General features: G+C 37.7%; 14 protein-coding genes and 2 pseudogenes. 10 read left to right on the plus strand and 6 right to left on the minus strand.

Annotation, left to right across the window (positions count from 1 at the left end; genetic code table 11):
* Window positions 1–17: 17 nt before the first annotated feature.
* Both BV906_RS17765 and BV906_RS17770 read left to right on the plus strand, forming a co-directional pair.
* Complete coding sequence (locus tag BV906_RS17765) at window positions 18–1,205, plus strand: amidohydrolase (RefSeq protein WP_087974962.1); 1,188 nt, start codon at window positions 18–20, stop codon at window positions 1,203–1,205.
* A 253-nt stretch (window positions 1,206–1,458) separates the two neighbouring features.
* Complete coding sequence (locus tag BV906_RS17770) at window positions 1,459–2,733, plus strand: M20 family metallopeptidase (protein ID WP_176330405.1); 1,275 nt, start codon at window positions 1,459–1,461, stop codon at window positions 2,731–2,733.
* A gap of 260 nt (window positions 2,734–2,993) precedes the next feature.
* On the opposite strand, the gene BV906_RS17775 is transcribed toward BV906_RS17770, so the two are convergent.
* Window positions 2,994–3,539 (minus strand): recombinase family protein, encoded by a 546-nt coding sequence (locus tag BV906_RS17775; RefSeq protein ID WP_176330406.1) that lies wholly within the window; start codon window positions 3,537–3,539, stop codon window positions 2,994–2,996.
* Window positions 3,540–3,630: 91 nt separating this feature from the next.
* On the opposite strand from BV906_RS17775, the gene BV906_RS17780 reads away from it, so the two are divergent.
* The 6 genes and pseudogenes from BV906_RS17780 (at window position 3,631) to BV906_RS17805 (ending at window position 8,174) form a co-directional block, all read left to right on the plus strand.
* Window positions 3,631–5,064 (plus strand): SulP family inorganic anion transporter, encoded by a 1,434-nt coding sequence (locus BV906_RS17780; RefSeq protein ID WP_087974965.1) that lies wholly within the window; start codon window positions 3,631–3,633, stop codon window positions 5,062–5,064.
* A gap of 14 nt (window positions 5,065–5,078) precedes the next feature.
* Entirely contained in the window at window positions 5,079–5,498 is a 420-nt protein-coding gene (locus tag BV906_RS17785; protein ID WP_087974966.1) for a universal stress protein, read from the plus strand.
* A gap of 64 nt (window positions 5,499–5,562) precedes the next feature.
* Window positions 5,563–5,820 (plus strand): annotated as a pseudogene (locus BV906_RS17790) (GNAT family N-acetyltransferase); the annotation flags it as partial.
* Window positions 5,821–6,036: 216 nt separating this feature from the next.
* Window positions 6,037–6,777, plus strand: a complete 741-nt coding sequence (gene map / locus BV906_RS17795) for a type I methionyl aminopeptidase (protein ID WP_087974968.1) — start codon at window positions 6,037–6,039, stop codon at window positions 6,775–6,777.
* 234 nt (window positions 6,778–7,011) lie between these two features.
* Window positions 7,012–7,368: a DUF4181 domain-containing protein gene (locus BV906_RS17800; protein ID WP_176330407.1), complete on the plus strand. Its 357-nt coding sequence runs from the start codon at window positions 7,012–7,014 to the stop codon at window positions 7,366–7,368.
* Between the two features lie 152 nt (window positions 7,369–7,520).
* Window positions 7,521–8,174 (plus strand): hypothetical protein, encoded by a 654-nt coding sequence (locus BV906_RS17805; protein WP_087974970.1) that lies wholly within the window; start codon window positions 7,521–7,523, stop codon window positions 8,172–8,174.
* Between the two features lie 328 nt (window positions 8,175–8,502).
* Here BV906_RS17805 and BV906_RS17810 read toward each other — a convergent pair whose 3' ends face one another.
* The 4 genes from BV906_RS17810 to BV906_RS17825 all read right to left on the minus strand — a co-directional run bounded on the left by BV906_RS17810 (window position 8,503) and on the right by BV906_RS17825 (window position 12,752).
* Window positions 8,503–9,339: an alpha/beta fold hydrolase gene (locus BV906_RS17810; protein WP_087974971.1), complete on the minus strand. Its 837-nt coding sequence runs from the start codon at window positions 9,337–9,339 to the stop codon at window positions 8,503–8,505.
* Between the two features lie 109 nt (window positions 9,340–9,448).
* Window positions 9,449–11,023: a BCCT family transporter gene (locus BV906_RS17815; RefSeq protein ID WP_087974972.1), complete on the minus strand. Its 1,575-nt coding sequence runs from the start codon at window positions 11,021–11,023 to the stop codon at window positions 9,449–9,451.
* 683 nt (window positions 11,024–11,706) lie between these two features.
* On the minus strand, window positions 11,707–12,369 hold the full coding sequence (rnhA, locus tag BV906_RS17820; RefSeq protein WP_087974973.1) for a ribonuclease H: 663 nt from the start codon (window positions 12,367–12,369) through the stop codon (window positions 11,707–11,709).
* 155 nt (window positions 12,370–12,524) lie between these two features.
* Window positions 12,525–12,752 carry a DUF2071 domain-containing protein gene (locus BV906_RS17825; RefSeq protein ID WP_342744420.1) on the minus strand — a complete coding sequence of 76 codons (228 nt, stop codon included), beginning with the start codon at window positions 12,750–12,752 and terminating at the stop codon, window positions 12,525–12,527.
* Between the two features lie 226 nt (window positions 12,753–12,978).
* Here BV906_RS17825 and BV906_RS17830 point away from each other — a divergent pair.
* Window positions 12,979–13,286 (plus strand): annotated as a pseudogene (locus BV906_RS17830) (FMN-binding glutamate synthase family protein); the annotation flags it as partial.
* A gap of 118 nt (window positions 13,287–13,404) precedes the next feature.
* Window positions 13,405–14,052, plus strand: coding sequence for an alpha/beta hydrolase (locus tag BV906_RS17835; RefSeq protein ID WP_087974974.1), 648 nt, complete (start codon window positions 13,405–13,407; stop codon window positions 14,050–14,052).
* Between the two features lie 385 nt (window positions 14,053–14,437).
* On the opposite strand, the gene ahpF is transcribed toward BV906_RS17835, so the two are convergent.
* Window positions 14,438–15,973 carry an alkyl hydroperoxide reductase subunit F gene (ahpF, locus tag BV906_RS17840; RefSeq protein ID WP_087974975.1) on the minus strand — a complete coding sequence of 512 codons (1,536 nt, stop codon included), beginning with the start codon at window positions 15,971–15,973 and terminating at the stop codon, window positions 14,438–14,440.
* Window positions 15,974–15,975 lie beyond the last annotated feature (2 nt).

Consider the following 15,975-nt stretch of genomic DNA (forward strand, 5'->3'; position numbering starts at 1 on the left):
AAAAGGAGAGGGTTGTAATGAGAAGCCAATTAATGGAAATGTTGGAATCGCGTAAAGAAGAAATGATTGAAAACCGCCGATATCTACATGAATATCCAGAAGTATCCTTTAAAGAAGAGAAAACAGCTCGATATATTGCAGATTTTTATAGTAATAAAGATGTAAAAGTAGAGACAAATGTTGGTAATGGTTACGGGATTGTCGTAACCATTACTGGTGGAAAACCGGGAAAAACGATCGGACTCAGAGCGGACTTCGATGCACTTCCAATTACAGAGGAAGCAGATATCCCATTTAAATCCAAAAATGAAGGTGTGATGCATGCATGTGGTCATGATGCCCATACAGCATACTTACTCATTCTCGCGGATTGCCTCATTCAATTAAAGGATGAACTGAACGGTACCATTAAAATTATTCATCAACATGCAGAAGAAGTACCACCAGGTGGAGCGAAAAGTATATTGGAATCTGGAAAGTTAGACGACTTAGATGCTATTTTCGGGATTCATGTGTTACCGATGGATGAAGCTGGTGTCGTTGGATATCACAGCGGTTATTCCTTTAATGGTAGGTCATATTTCAAATTGAAAATACAAGGACAAGGTGGTCATGGTTCATCACCACATAAAGCAAATGATGCGATTGTTGCAGGCAGCCATTTTGTTACGGTCGCTCAAACCATTATCAGCCGCAGATTAAATCCAATGGATGTCGGTGTTGTTACAATCGGCTCATTCGATGGAAAAGGTACTTTCAATGTTATTAAGGATAGCATCGAACTTGAAGGTGATATTCGTTATATGAGCGTGGAAAGCCAAGAAATAATTGCCAAAGAATTTAAGCGTATTGTAGAAGGACTTGAAGTAGAGTTCGGTGTGAAATGTACACTGGAATACAATGCTGACTACCCGCCATTATATAACCATCCAGAATATACAGCGATGGTTGCTGAAACGCTAAAGCATGCAAATGATAAGGATATTAAGGAAGTTAAAGAATATCCACCGTTATCCCCATCCGAGGATTTCGCATATTATTTAGAAAAAATACCAGGTTGCTACTTCTATATCGGATGTACACCAAAAGGAGTAGAAAAACCTTATTTCAATCACCATCCTAAATTTGAAATTGATGAAGATGCTATCCTTGTCGCAGCTAAAGCAGTTGGTCATGTCGTTTGTAGTTATTTTGAAAAAAATTAAGTGAAACGTACCGATAGCGGATGGAGATTACCGGTTTCACTTCAGAAGTGCAAACATTTTAAATGGTGCAATCCGTAAAGAAGGAGAAGCACCCTTTTTTTTTGTTCAAATTTAAGGAAGGCTAGGTTATAAAAATTCACTATAAACCTACTAAATATTTCCAAATTTTTACTTTAGAAATAAAAACAAGCCCACAGCACATAGAATACTAGAAATACTACGGCTGATGCCAAATATGAGGGGATGCTTTTATATGCGTATTAGAATGCTCCGTCAACTGATAAGGTCAAGGAAACAGGAATTAGTCGAACTTGCGGCTGCATTTATTCAAATACCATCTGTTAATTCATCACCCGAGTTTCAGAAGCGGTCAGCAGAAATAGGGATTCGTATTAGTCGGTATTTAACAGAAAAAGGCTTCTTGGCTACCGAACATCGTAGCAGTGAAAATGGTCTTGTTACCGTGGTCTGTGATGCTCCCTTAAACGGAGTATCTGGTCCACGACTACTTTTTTGTGGACATACAGATGTCGTACCGGCTGGTGATCGTTCACAATGGAGCTTTGATCCTTTCTTAGGAGAAGTCAGGGATGGTATGCTGTTGGGGAGAGGAGCTTCTGATATGAAAGGAGGCCTGGCATCCCAAATCTTTGTGGCAGGACTTCTTCAGGAATTCGCTCCTACGCTTAATTTAAAAGGTAACCTAGGAATCATCGCATCTCCGGATGAAGAGAATGGAGGTATGGCCGTTTCCTCGCTCCTCGATCAAGGTTTGATTAAGGGCGATGCTTGCCTGATAGGTGAACCAACACACCGAAACCATCCAAATGTTGGTGAAAAGGCTATGGCATGGATGTCGGTAACCATACCAGGTCAGCCTGGGCATGGTAGTAAACATCCAATATCCGGGGTCTCCGCCATACAAAAAGGTGCGTACGCGGTCGAGGCACTAGCCAAATTATGGGAGCTTCAGGCGACGCCACCGGAAGAGCTTCGTCAACTTTTATACCGTACAGAGTGGTTCCTGTCTCAGCGTTTAAGTAACCCCTTACTCTCACATTTACTATACCGTCCCTCTTATAACCCAGGTACAATCCAAGGTGGTACAAATATAAACGTCGTTGCTGACAAGTGCATCATTGAAGTGGACTCACGGATTCCATTTGGTATGGCCCCCGAATTTGTACTGAATGTTGCAAGAAATCTCGCTACGGCTGTTGCGCCAGGTACGATTATCGAACGAATTCCCCCATATAATGACCCTAATTGGACCTTAGAGAATCGTCCAATTGTGCAGGCCGTGGAACAAGGAATCAAACGTGTTCTGGAAAATGAGGAACACGTCTTCAGCGTGCTTTTGACCGGTTCAAGTGATGCCAGTCATTTCCGGCGCCATGGTATTGATACAGTCTTATACGGGCCTGGACTGCAACATACGATCCATGGGTATGATGAGCAGGTTTCGGTGGAGAGCTTGGTAGAATCTGCTGAGATATATGCGGAGACCGCTATCAAGTATCTTAGCTGAGAATAGAGGATATAAGAGAAAGATTTAAAGAACCACCGGGTGTTATCCAATAAAGGATAAGTACCCTTTTTTGTTGAATATACAATAAGGGAGCCAGATAAGATATCACATTTTAACTTAACTAAGGGTGATCGCTTTTTCCTTTTTCAGTAAATGGCAGGTTCGTTCAATAACTTGCCTTGCCTACTAAAAACTCTATAGTTATTTAAAAAATCAAGATTCCCGATTAACAAAATTAATCGGGAATCTTGGTTTTTTTATTACTTTTCCGTAGACTCTAAATAGCGATAGAGTGTTGATTTACTTATCCCTGTTTCATTTTTAATATCAAGCAGTTTAAAACCGTTATGATACATTGACATTGCTTTTTTTATATTATCATCTGATTTTTTTGGACGACCAATTGTTTTCCCCTGATTCTTTGCTTCTTCCATCCCGTTTGTTGTGGACTGCTTTATCATATCCGATTGAAATTGAATGATGTGTTCCATTGTATTGAGTAAAGTAATGTTAAGTAGTTCGTCACTATTGATACCTTCATTTAAAAAATGAATTTTTACATTATCTTTTTCACATACTTTTAAAAGGTCAATTAGATGGCGAGATGTATCGGCTAATACAATTAATCTTTCAACCATTATAGTATCCCCTGGTTGCACGTCCATTAGTAGTGATTCTAGCTGCGTTCGTTTTTTGGGTGTACCGTGTTTTTCTTGATAAATTTTATCGCAGTTGTTTGCCAAATTCTTTAACTGGTTTTCTAAATTTTTATCATTATATAGTGGCCTTGTATAGCCATTTATCATTTGATCAACTCCTATAACTTTTCCTAAAATGGTTCCTTTTTGGGAAGTTTGGTGATACAATGTTAAAGAATTACGGGAAAGGAGACCAACTATGCAAAATTTAAAACAACAATGGTTTAGTAATATTCGTGGTGATATCTTAGCAGGTATTGTCGTTGCCCTTGCTTTAATTCCTGAAGCAATTGCCTTTTCCATTATAGCAGGTGTCGATCCAATGGTTGGTTTATATGCATCATTTATCATTGCGGTTGTGATTGCATTTACTGGTGGGAGACCAGGTATGATATCCGCAGCTACTGGAGCAATGGCTTTATTAATGGTCCCATTAGTTCGAGATTATGGACTGGATTATTTACTAGCAGCTACCATTTTAACAGGTGTCATCCAAATTTTATTTGGAGTATTTAAGGTTGCCAAAATTATGAAGTTCATTCCTAATGCTGTGATGATTGGATTTGTAAATGCCTTAGCAATAATGATTTTCACGTCACAACTAGCTCATTTCATTGGAATTTCAACAATGACGTATGTGTTTGTAGCAGTTACACTTATTCTATTATACACATTACCGCGCTTCATTAAAGTAGTTCCAGCTCCATTGATTGCACTTGTTGTATTAACGGCTATATCAATATTTAGTGGGGCTGAACTAAGAACTGTAGGAGATCTTGGCTCGATTACGCAATCGCTACCCTCATTCTTTATTCCAGATGTACCATTTAATTTAGAAACTTTAAAAATAATCTTTCCTTATTCCCTTTCACTTGCGATTGTAGGTTTACTGGAATCATTACTTACTGCACAGATTGTAGATGATATGACGGTAACGGAAAGTAATAAAAACCGAGAAGCTCGCGGTCAAGGTATCGCTAACATGATTACAGGTTTCTTTGGGGGGATGGCAGGTTGTGCAATGATTGGCCAATCGGTTATAAACGTGAAATCTGGTGGCCGGGGGAGATTATCTACATTCATAGCTGGTGTCTTTTTAATGTTTTTAATCATCGTTCTGGGAGATTTAGTTGTCCAAATTCCGATGCCTGTTTTAGTTGGAATTATGATTATGGTAAGTATCGGTACGTTTGATTGGAGTTCATTCAAGTATTTAGCAAAAGCGCCTCGAACAGATGCAATCGTTATGTTAGCTACCGTAGGAATTGTCGTTTATACGCACGACTTATCTAAAGGCGTTCTTGTAGGAGTATTGTTAAGTGCCGTTTTCTTTGTCATTAAAATCTCAACGGTTAAAATTACTCAAGAAGGAAATCGGTTTATCGTAAATGGTCAACTATTCTTTGCTTCTACAGACGGGTTTGTAAACTACTTTAAGAAGGTAGAAATTGAAGGCAAATATATCCAAATTGATTTCTCAAATAGTCAAATTTGGGATGACTCTGGTGTAGGTGCTGTCGTAAAAGTGATGGATTTATTACGAGAAAAAGGTATAGACGTTGAACTTGTAGAAATAGATGCTTCAAGTAAAAAAATAATGGATAAATTAAATGGTATTTTATCATCACATTAAAGGAGGATTTTTCTATGTATAAACATATTTTACTGGCTTCTGATGGTTCGGAAAATGCAGTGCGGGCAGCGAAAGAAGCTGTTAAAATTGCTTCCTGTGATAAAGATTCGGTTATCGATGTTGTCTATGTTGTTGATTTCGAGAAATCTAAATCGGATGTATTACATTCTGGTTCGAGTGAAGCTTTAGATATGGAACGTCGTAAAAAAAACTCTAAAGTACTCCAATTTCTTAATGAAACAAAAATAAATTATAAGACGACTATTTTACGTGGTAAACCAGGATTAGAAATTGTAAAGTACGCAAACGAACAAAATATGGACCTTGTAGTGATTGGTAGTCGTGGTCTGAATACATTGCAAGAAATGGTGTTAGGTGGTGTAAGTCATAAAGTAATGAAACGGGTGAATTGCCCTGCTTTAATTGTGAAATAGATAAATAACGAATGTTTAAAAAGTCGAAATATCTAATTTCGGCTTTTATTTATAGACATTATAAGTAATAGAAACCCAGCACGGAAAAGGCTTAGGGAAACAACTGGTAATGGATGCAATTGAAGTAGCTAAGTCTAAAGGATACAGAACCATAGAAGTCGGTACTGCAAATTCAAGCATCGGACAATTAGCCTTTTACCAAAAATGTGGTTTTAGAATTACTGGTGTAGATAAAGACTTTTTCGTTAGACACTATCCAGAAGAGATTTTCGAAAACGGTATACAGTGTAGGGATATGGTTAGATTATCTCAAAATTTGTAGATTTAAATAGGAAGTCCCTGTTTCACTAAATCGTGGATTAGTTACTATAATAAGTGGCGAGGATCTTTTAAGTATCTGGAAGTTTAGTGGAAGTGTCCAGATTTAACTTCGTTCAGTAAACCGTCCATTTTGAAGAAGAAAAAGCGTTCCATTTATGCTAGAATCTAAATGGAATGATAATCATAAAATACATACTTTAAAAAGTGAGGATCCACGATGATTGCAAAGACTGAAGAGGATTTTAATGGATTAAAAGAAATTGGTAAAATTTGTGGAGAGATTCGAGATGAATTGGTCCATTGTACCAAACCCGGAATTACGACAAAAGAACTGGATGAAATTGCGGGAGAGATTTTTGAAAAAACAGGAGCTCAATCTGCACCAAAAGGAGAATACGATTTTCCTGGGTATACGTGCATTAGCATAAATGAAGAAGTAGCGCACGGGATTCCGGGGGAGCGGACCATTCAAGAAGGGGACCTTGTAAATATTGATGTTTCAGGTTCGAAAAACGGGTATTTCGCTGATACTGGAATTTCCTTTGTTGTTGGGAAGGGAGAAATAATTTTGCGGAAAATATGTGACGTTGCTAAAGAAGCATTCGACGCTGGACTTGAACAGGCAAAACCAGGTTCGAAAAAAAGCGCTCTCGGAAAAGCTGTACAGAATGTAGCGAAAAAGCATGGCTTAACTGTCATAAAAAATCTTACTGGACACGGTGTTGGGCGCTCGATTCATGAAGCACCAGACCATATTTTCAATTACTTCTCTCGCTGGGATGACGAAATTTTAAAAGATGGTATGGTAATTGCCTTTGAGCCTTTTATCTCTACATTTGAAGAGGAAGTTTTCCAATCCGAAGATGGCTGGACCTTCCTAACCGATGAGAGCTTTGTGGCACAATACGAACATACGATTATTCTTACAAAGGAAGGACCGATTATTACTACATTGTAAGAACACTAATACTACAAAAAGGGCGCGATTGTTTCATAAGCGCCTTGTTTCTTCTTCATCTTATGTTGCAAGAGTTAAATTAGGCAATCAGAATTTGATTGTCTTTTTTTAAAAAAATAATGTTATGAATATTATGTTAATGTTAAATAAAAGCCTGTTGATCTATCTGGCAGGTTAGCAAAGAAATATAAATGAATGGAATTATTCGTCTATATTAAGAGGAGAGGACATTCTATGGATGTATTCATTTTCTTAGCATGCTTTATAGTCTATGTTGTCTTATCTGAATGGTGGTTAAAGAAAAAATATAGCATAAAGAGGAAAAAAGGTATGCTCGTCAAACATGTAAATAAAACCCACAAGAAAATGGAAGGGGCGTTGTTTATAATTGTCATTCTAGGAATTCTTTTTCTTTCTAAAGGTATATATGCTCACTATTGGCTTTTCTCCTATTTAATTAGTTTAGGCTTCATTCGTAGCATGGTGAAGTGGAAATATGAAAGGGAACGAAGGGAATATATTCTGGAATTGAATGGTTTATTTTCTATTATAACTTTCGTCATTATTGGATTTAATACATCTATCATTTAGAAGTATCCTTTGTCCTATCTAGTGCATTAGTGAAAGATTAACAATCTGTTATTGTACTAATGGTGCAGAATTATTGAAGAAGAAGTAATGAAAGAAAATATTCCGCCATAATCTAAAAGGGCAGTTAAATATGAAAAGAGGGGAGGAATAAGATGATAAGAAGTAAAGTCGCACTTATTAGTTCAGCAGTTATTCTAGGTATTTGTATGTATTTGTTTTTCCCGCTTACAAATAATGTAATGATAGAAGCAAGTACTACATTCATGTCATTTCCAATCCGCGATCAAGATGGATATATTTTTCTTGGTATAATTGGGTCAGTTTTGTTTATTATTGCCATGATTTTAATTGTCATTGGCATGAAGAAATACCGCTTTCGGACTATGGTAATTGTCGTAATCGTATACTCCATATTACCAAATCTTTTAATTACCTTGTATCAAGAAACGTTAGCAACTGGCATAACAGCGATTTCATATGATAGTAATGGTGAGTGCAATTTTGAGAATGTGGGCGAAGACTTATTAAATGGGGAATGTAATCTTGTATTACATAATCGAAGCAATGAAGAAGTGTCATTCAAATTAGAATTTTTAGATTCCCTTTTTATGGATGATGATGTACAAATGGAGTCACTTATGAACTTAGCTGGTCCATATCGTATGACAATCGAAGCAAATCGTAAACAATCTATTCATTTAAAGGAATTACTCGACTTATCAGAAGTTCCCAACCCTATTGATGGAGGAGGATCATCTAATGTTCATATTAAATTAACTGATGGGGATAAAGCACGCACTTTATAGTTAATATCCCTCTTTGCTTTAATTGATAATTACATGCTTATTGAAATTGAGCTAAGGTGAATGTACTATTTGAATCTCTGTACTTAAATTTAACCAGCATCTTTTCTTTTTGCATTAAATGGTACTTTAATTTAACCGAGAATGAAAAATGACTTGGAGAAATATCCAAGCCATTTTTTACTGTGAATTTAACAATAGAAAATATGTGATTATAGATGAGAGTTCACTTGTGAATCACTGTATTGTACCTCACAAGTGAACCCGTTAATATGGAAAAACTATCGGTATTTCTTAGCTCGTTATCATGATAGCCTGTCACCTTTTTTTGTTATCTAACTTCTTCCATCCCACAATATTTAAGGATTTCTTCATAGACTTCCTTCGTCCGTTCCTCTGTAACGAAATGGCCAGTTTCTTCATACGTTATTAAGTTGGCATTGGGCAAATCCCGTACTAATCGTTTGCCCACTCCTAATGGTACGACCTTATCTTCCTGTCCCCATATTAATAATGCGGGTGTTCGAATCTCTCTTAGTTGGTCACTTCTTAAGTCACCCTCACGCTGACGTAATAATCTTATTAAAGACTTATTGAAATTCTTATCCTTTAATGGAGTTTCAAATTCTCTTATATGTTCCTTTGTGATTAAGGAAGGATTATAAAAAACGTTCTGCAGGCTTGCTTTTACATTACTTCTTTTAATCCGCTGCTTCACCATCTGGTTAAATAACGGAAGATAGGAGCAATAAACCATCCATCGATTCGTACTTCGAAGGTAGCCAGAGCTACTTAGTAATACTAACTTATTGATTTTTTCCGGGATGATTCTCGCGGTATGTAAGGCAACTTGTCCACCCATAGAATGGCCGATGAGACACACATTCTCTAAGTTGAAATAGTCAATACATTTGGCAACCAACTTCGCATAGTTCTCATGCTTATATACAAAGGAGGTTGATTTTTCACTTTTTCCAAAACCCGGTAAATCCAAAGCAATAATTGAAAAATGTTTCTGAAGTAACGGGATAAGGCGGTTGAATGTATAAGTGGACGAAACAAACCCATGAATCAATACTACTGGAGGCTTTCCATTTAGTATGTACTCGCAGTATACTTTAACATTTTCTAGAATAATTTCTGCTTTTGAATAATTACTTTGTCTCACGATTGTCACCTCTATGCATGGACCGCGGGGACAGGTTCCTTACCCAATTAATTTTTAGGTTAACCACGGGACAAGGTGCCTGTCCCTCTGTACCTTGTCCCTCTGTACCTTAGTTTCTTTTATCTTCTTCCTTCTTTGTTTTTTCAATATATTCTCTCATTGCCTTTTTGTTCGGGGTAAGGGTTAAACCTAAGGACTTTCTTTCCTGATTGGCATCTTTGTAAAATGCGATCGCCATCAATATGACCACAACACTGAATGGCAATGCTGATATAATTGCTGCAGATTGTAAGGCATTTAATCCGCTTTCTCCACCTGCTAACAGCAATATATATGCGATTGCGGATAACGATAATCCCCATATGACTTTTACAAAATTTGCAGGATGTAAAGTACCAAAGGCTGTCTGCATACCTAAAACAAATGTTGCAGAATCGGCTGAGGTAATGAAAAAGGATGCTATAAGCACCAACGTAATAACAGATAAAATCAAACTCATCGGGAGTTCATTGAAAATACCAAACAACTGCGTTTCTGGTGGCATATCAAATATGATTGGTGCATTTTGTCCTACTTCAATTCCTGTCAGACCAAATGCACTAAACCAAAATATACTCACAAATGTTGGAACGAGTAGTACCGCAAAGATAAATTCCCGAATGGTCCTACCTTGAGAAATCCTTGCAATAAATATACCTACAAATGGACTCCAACTCATCCACCAACCCCAATAATATATCGTCCAGGACTGCATCCACTCGTGTTTTTGTTCGTTTAGTGGGGCTACATCTAAACTATTAAATAATAAGGTATTGAAATAATCACCAGTAGAACTCGTCATCATATTGAGAATAAATAAAGTTGGACCGAGAATTAACATAGCAACAAACAATAGACCTGCCAGAATCATATTTAAATTACTTAAATACTGTATACCCTTGCTTAATCCACTCCAGGCACTGTATAAGAACAATACCGTAACAACAGCGATGATGATGCCTTGGACCAGCTGATTATTAGGGATACCAAAGAGATAGTTCAAGCCCCCATTGATTTGCATTGCTCCTATTCCTAAAGAAACAGCAACACCAATAATGGTTGCGAATACCGCTAACACATCAACAATATTACCGATAGGACCATCCACTCGATCTCCTAAAAGAGGTCGTAATGTCTTGGATATTAAACCGACTTCTCCTTTCCTGAACTGGGAATATGCTAATGCCAATGCTACAATACCGTACACAGCCCATGGGTGAAATCCATAGTGCAGAATAGTTGATCTCATCGCTTCAGCCAATGCAGCTCTTGTTTCAGGATCAGCAGTAGGCGGGGCCAGGTAATGTGAGATTGGTTCAGATGAGCCATAAAACACTAAGCCAATCCCCATACCAGCACTAAACAGCATGGCTAACCATGATAACGTATTAAACTCGGGTTTATCATTTGGTTTACCCAGTTTTAGTTTACCGATTGGGCTAAAACCTAAAAATATACAAAAGAACAGAATTAACGTAAAAATCGCCATATAATACCAACCAAAAGTTTCCGTAACCCAGGCACCAATAGCACCAGAAATTACCCCAAATTGATCTGGGAAAATAGCACCTAGAAGTACCAGTATTCCGACAATTATGGAAGCGTAAGTGAACACACTGGAAAATTGTTTTCTTTTTTCTTTCATTATGTAGTCCCATCCTCTCCGTATGAAGTTTTCATAGTAACATACTCACAAATATTTATTCAACCAAGGTCTGACTTTCTTTTAAAAGAGCATGGTTTAACTCATTAACATAACGAAAAGCCCGACTGGTAACTAAAATGTACCTTTCGTTTTTAACTCGTTTTTATATTGCAACACTACGGCTTTTACCCTATATCAAAATAAGATAAACCATCCAAAACATAACTAACTTAGGAAACCTTCTTCCGGACAGTTTGCTTCTGGGATAACCAAGACCAATTAAAAGGTCAATATAGGACAGATATATGGATTATACGATTCTTCAAGTCATCGATTATTTTGCACATTCATCGACCAAATATGTAACTATATATTATGAATCCAATTTCAGTGTGGTACACGGATAGAAACAGTACGACTGCATAAGGGTATTAGAAGGGGAAGTAATGAAATTTGGTTCACCGTCCTGAAATTATTTCGTCTAACGTGCTAAAGAGAAGTTTTCCAAATTGACGCACGTATTATCCATAATTCTGAATTAGAGAATCGTATGAGGTTTTGGCATAGGGGTTAGTGAAATCAAAATCAGGAATAAAACAAAAAGAAGAATTCCCGGGAATTCTTCTTTTTGGCAAATGGAGATAGAGGTGACATTGGGAGTCAAGGGGACAGCCCCTTGGATTTTACTTCCGGCCATAATCCGCTTTTATTTCACCCCATTTTTTCGTTTCCCATTTAAGAACTTTATTCTCATATGTATTATGTCGAAGCCAGTCGTGGGCACGGTCAATTAATTCCCATATTTCAGCAGTTGACTCATCTCTTTTAAGCGTTGTTGACACGGCCTTTTTCTCTAACCATATCATGGCATTTCGGGAGTCCGTGTAAACTGTTTTATTACTACCTATCTTTTTCAAATATGCCAATGCATGTACAATCGCAAGAAATTCACCTAAGTTGTTCGTGCCTTTACTTATTGGCCCGTATGAAAAGATTACTTCTCCTGTTCGTGTATCGACACCTTGATATTCGACTGGACCAGGATTACCGCGAGTTCCAACGTCAACGGAAATGCTGTTATAATCGATTTTTTCAGACGTTACATCGCTTGGTCTACTTGAAGTCGTTTTTCTATTCGATGGACCATTCGTGGTTTTATTTACCTTTCCTTTGCCCCAATGATGTTGCCAGCCATCACGATAGGCTTTCTCTGCTTGTTCCCGACTTTCAAAGGATTTAAATTTTGCTTTATCAAAGTGATTTGTCTGTGCTTGACAGTCTGCCCAGCTCGAATAGATACCTGGTTTTTTACCAACCCAGACAACATAATATTTTTTCTTTGCCATTGTATTTTGCTCCTCGCAATATAATTAATCTTGTGATCAATTATATCATTTAAGATAACTATTATCATTTTAGGGGAGAAGAATCGACCATAAAAGAAGTAGGGTAAAAGAAAGAAAATAATGAAGAAGTTATTAATAGTCTTGAAATACAGGGGTTACTGATAGAGATGACAATCCACGAAGGTATATTCCTCCATCACGAATACAACTACCCCCAAACAAGCAAATCTGTTATAAGTTTCAATTTCTAAGGAAGAAGGGATATGCGGTCGTAGTCTTTCAGGTGGAATAGGCCAGTGCGTAAATAAAAAGTATCTCCAACTTTGGCGCATAAAAAAATTATTTAAAAGCAATGACCAGGGGCAGTGGGCAATATCCCTCATTATATCTGTGGCAATAATTCCTTTCTTTCATACTTAATGTGAGAAAAGAATGTAATGATTTTACCCGATAGTTTGCCCTGTGAAATTATTATTATTTCCTTGTATAACATAATATTCCTTTTATAGGAACAATAGAGATACGTATATGTCAGACATTGTATTTTATTTGGCATTTGCAATGATTTCTATATTATTTGCTTTTTTTTATTTATGCTTTTTGGTTGGTGCTGTTTATGTGGGATCTGCCATATTATTTGCCGTTTCACACACTCAATCACTAAACGCACTTCCATTTGAACCACCTACACAGGCTGTTTGGAATGAAGGTAAATACAAGGTTCAATTTAAAATCGAAGACGGCGTAAAATCAGCTGAGAAATTCTTAACGGCAAGTGTAGAAGAAATGAAAATGGGTTTGAGAGCAATGGGAAAAAGCTCTTTAAAAGAGTTGTCAAAAAAGATTTAGTATCATACGATGAGATTACTGCTAAAATGGTTGGAATTCCGTTTTCATTTGAAGCATGGAAGGACTAACAAAAAAAGAATTGATACGCTGACAGGACAACAAGGACAAGTTCATGTCCCATTAGACCCACGTGATTCAACTGTTTATTAACACCTCCATAACCTAAAAACAAAAAGGATGATACAAATGACAACGTCTTTTATTCACGAAATGCGCAAACCAGAAACAGAACAACCAGAAAAAACCTATCCTGCCATATTCCTGATGCATGGTATGGGCAGCAATGAACAGGATATTATTACGCTTGTAAGCGGGCTCGAGAAGAATGCTTACATATTTGGGATTCGCGGGTCATTGGAACAGCCACCTGGTTTTGCTTACTTCACTATCGAGGGATTTGGCAAACCACACCGTGCTGTATTTGATGATACAGTTCAGAAGCTGGAAGCATTTATTGACAATGCTTTAAGCACTTATGCTATCGACCCTGAAAAGGTATTCCTAGGCGGTTTCAGCCAAGGGGCCATTCTTTCCATGGTTCTTCGATTAACACTGGGCAGTAAGGTTAAGGGGGTAATGGCCTTTAGCGGCTATGTCCCAGCGTTTGTGAGAGAAGCGTATCCCATTAAGCCTGCAAGCGATCTGCAAATATTTATTTCTCATGGTGAAGAGGATCAAGTGTTTCCTCTTGCGTGGGGTGAAGCTAATCGCGACTATTTCAGCAAATTAGGCGCTACTGTCAGCTATCATGCATATCCAGAGGGACATACGATTTCGCAGGAAAATCACCGTGACTTTCGAGTATGGCTGGATCAGCAGCTGTCAACAAAATAAATGCTTCATACCTTTGTTCTGTATTGCTGGATCGAGGTATTTTTCTACTTATATATAATTACTGCATCAATGTGTTACCATTCCATTTCTGTCACTATCCATAGGCATCCCTTTAGGATACATAAGAACTTTATTAATAGAGTATATAACTAATAGAATAAATGAAGTTTTGTGGTACAGGCGATGAAATGGCGTGGCAGAAAGCAAAGCAGCAATGTAGAGGATTGTAGGGGGGAGCTCTGGTGGAGGCTTAAGAATTCCGATGCTTGCAGGTTTGGCGAGGGACTGACCCCAAATCCATTAAATTTATCCGAGGCTAACCAAAGACATGCAGTAAAAAGCCGGTTAACTACCAAAAAGGTGGTTACCGGCTTTTACAAAATATTTAATTACGAATCATATAATCAAACGCACCTAAAGCAGCAGTTGCACCTGATCCCATTGAAATAATGATTTGTTTATAAACACTATCTGTACAATCACCTGCTGCAAATATACCAGGCACATTCGTAGCACCTGTTTTGTCTGCAACAATCTGACCATATTTATTAAGCTCTATCCCACTATTTTGAAGGAATGCTGTGCTAGGTACAAGTCCAATTTGAACGAATACACCTTCCAGTTCAATATGGTGTTCTTCCTCTGTTTCACGATCTACATAAGATATTCCATTTACAGTATCATTACCAGTAATTTCTTTTGTAGCAGCATTCTTAATCACTGTTACATTTGGTAAGCTGTTAAGTCTATCCTGTAATACAGAGTCCGCTTTTAGTTCTGGGAGAAATTCTAATACAGTAACATGTTTTACAACACCTGCAAGATCAATTGCAGCTTCAATACCAGAGTTTCCACCGCCAATAACAGCTACATCTTTTCCTTCAAACAACGGACCATCACAGTGCGGGCAGTAAGCAACGCCTTTTGTTTCAAATTCTTTTTCACCAGGTACGCCTATATTACGCCACTTAGCTCCAGTTGAGAGAATAGCTGTTTTACTCTTAAGTACGGCTCCATTCTCTAATTCAACTTCAATGAAGTCATCTTTCTTCTCCACGTTTTTAACGGTTTGAAGGTTCATAACCTCAACGTCATAGTCTTTCACATGTTCTTCAAGTGATGCTGCAAGCTTCGTACCATCTGTTTCTTTGACGCTGATAAAGTTCTCAATCGTTGCTGTATCCAGAATTTGTCCACCGAAACGTTCGGCTACAATTCCAGTGCGGATCCCTTTACGTGCAGCATAGATTGCAGCACTGGCACCAGCTGGACCGCCGCCTACAACAAGAACATCGAATGGTTCTTTATCTTCAAATTCAGAAGCATCCACTTCGCTGCCTAACTTAGCAAGAATTTCTTCTAGTTCCATACGACCACCGCCGAACTCTTCTCCATTTAAGAAAACAGTAGGCACACCCATGATATTTTTCGCATCTACTTCATCTTTGAATGTACCACCCTCGATCATCGTATGGGATATATTCGGGTTTAACACACTCAAAATGTTCAATGCTTGTACAACAACAGGACAGTTGTGGCAGCTTAGACTAACATATGTTTCAAAATGATATTCGCCTTCCACATTTTTAATCCGGTCGATTACACTTTCATCCTCTTTTGGTGCACGGCCACTTACTTGAAGCAATGCCAGCACGAGAGAAGTAAATTCATGACCTAATGGAACGCCTGCGAACGTAATACCAGTGTCTTCCCCAATGCGATTCACACTAAAACTTGGTGTTCTTTCGAGCTCTGTATGCTCTACTTTAATTTTAGAAGAGATGGTTGCTAATTCGTCAACGAGTTCTAGCATCTCTTTAGACACTTTATCGGAACCGGTGCTAACTTTTAGTATTATATAGTCTTCCAAAAGTTCGAGATATTGCTCTAATTGTTGTTTTATCTCTTTATCCAACATGATTT

Origin of the sequence: Oceanobacillus rekensis (assembly GCF_002153375.1) — a bacterium.
GTDB classification, from domain to species: Bacteria; Bacillota; Bacilli; order Bacillales; family Amphibacillaceae; genus Oceanobacillus; species Oceanobacillus rekensis.

Excerpts from the sequence above, each read along its gene's own strand:
- rnhA (WP_087974973.1), bottom strand. The coding sequence starts at position 12,369 with ATGGCAAAGAAAAAATATTATGTTGTCTGGGTTGGTAAAAAACCAGGT.
- BV906_RS17775 (WP_176330406.1), bottom strand. The coding sequence starts at position 3,539 with ATGATAAATGGCTATACAAGGCCACTATATAATGATAAAAATTTAGAA.
- BV906_RS17785 (WP_087974966.1), top strand. The coding sequence starts at position 5,079 with ATGTATAAACATATTTTACTGGCTTCTGATGGTTCGGAAAATGCAGTG.
- BV906_RS17765 (WP_087974962.1), top strand. The coding sequence starts at position 18 with ATGAGAAGCCAATTAATGGAAATGTTGGAATCGCGTAAAGAAGAAATG.
- BV906_RS17805 (WP_087974970.1), top strand. The coding sequence starts at position 7,521 with ATGATAAGAAGTAAAGTCGCACTTATTAGTTCAGCAGTTATTCTAGGT.
- BV906_RS17770 (WP_176330405.1), top strand. The coding sequence starts at position 1,459 with ATGCGTATTAGAATGCTCCGTCAACTGATAAGGTCAAGGAAACAGGAA.
- map (WP_087974968.1), top strand. The coding sequence starts at position 6,037 with ATGATTGCAAAGACTGAAGAGGATTTTAATGGATTAAAAGAAATTGGT.
- BV906_RS17800 (WP_176330407.1), top strand. The coding sequence starts at position 7,012 with ATGGATGTATTCATTTTCTTAGCATGCTTTATAGTCTATGTTGTCTTA.
- BV906_RS17825 (WP_342744420.1), bottom strand. The coding sequence starts at position 12,752 with ATGAGGGATATTGCCCACTGCCCCTGGTCATTGCTTTTAAATAATTTT.
- BV906_RS17835 (WP_087974974.1), top strand. The coding sequence starts at position 13,405 with ATGACAACGTCTTTTATTCACGAAATGCGCAAACCAGAAACAGAACAA.
- BV906_RS17780 (WP_087974965.1), top strand. The coding sequence starts at position 3,631 with ATGCAAAATTTAAAACAACAATGGTTTAGTAATATTCGTGGTGATATC.
- BV906_RS17815 (WP_087974972.1), bottom strand. The coding sequence starts at position 11,023 with ATGAAAGAAAAAAGAAAACAATTTTCCAGTGTGTTCACTTACGCTTCC.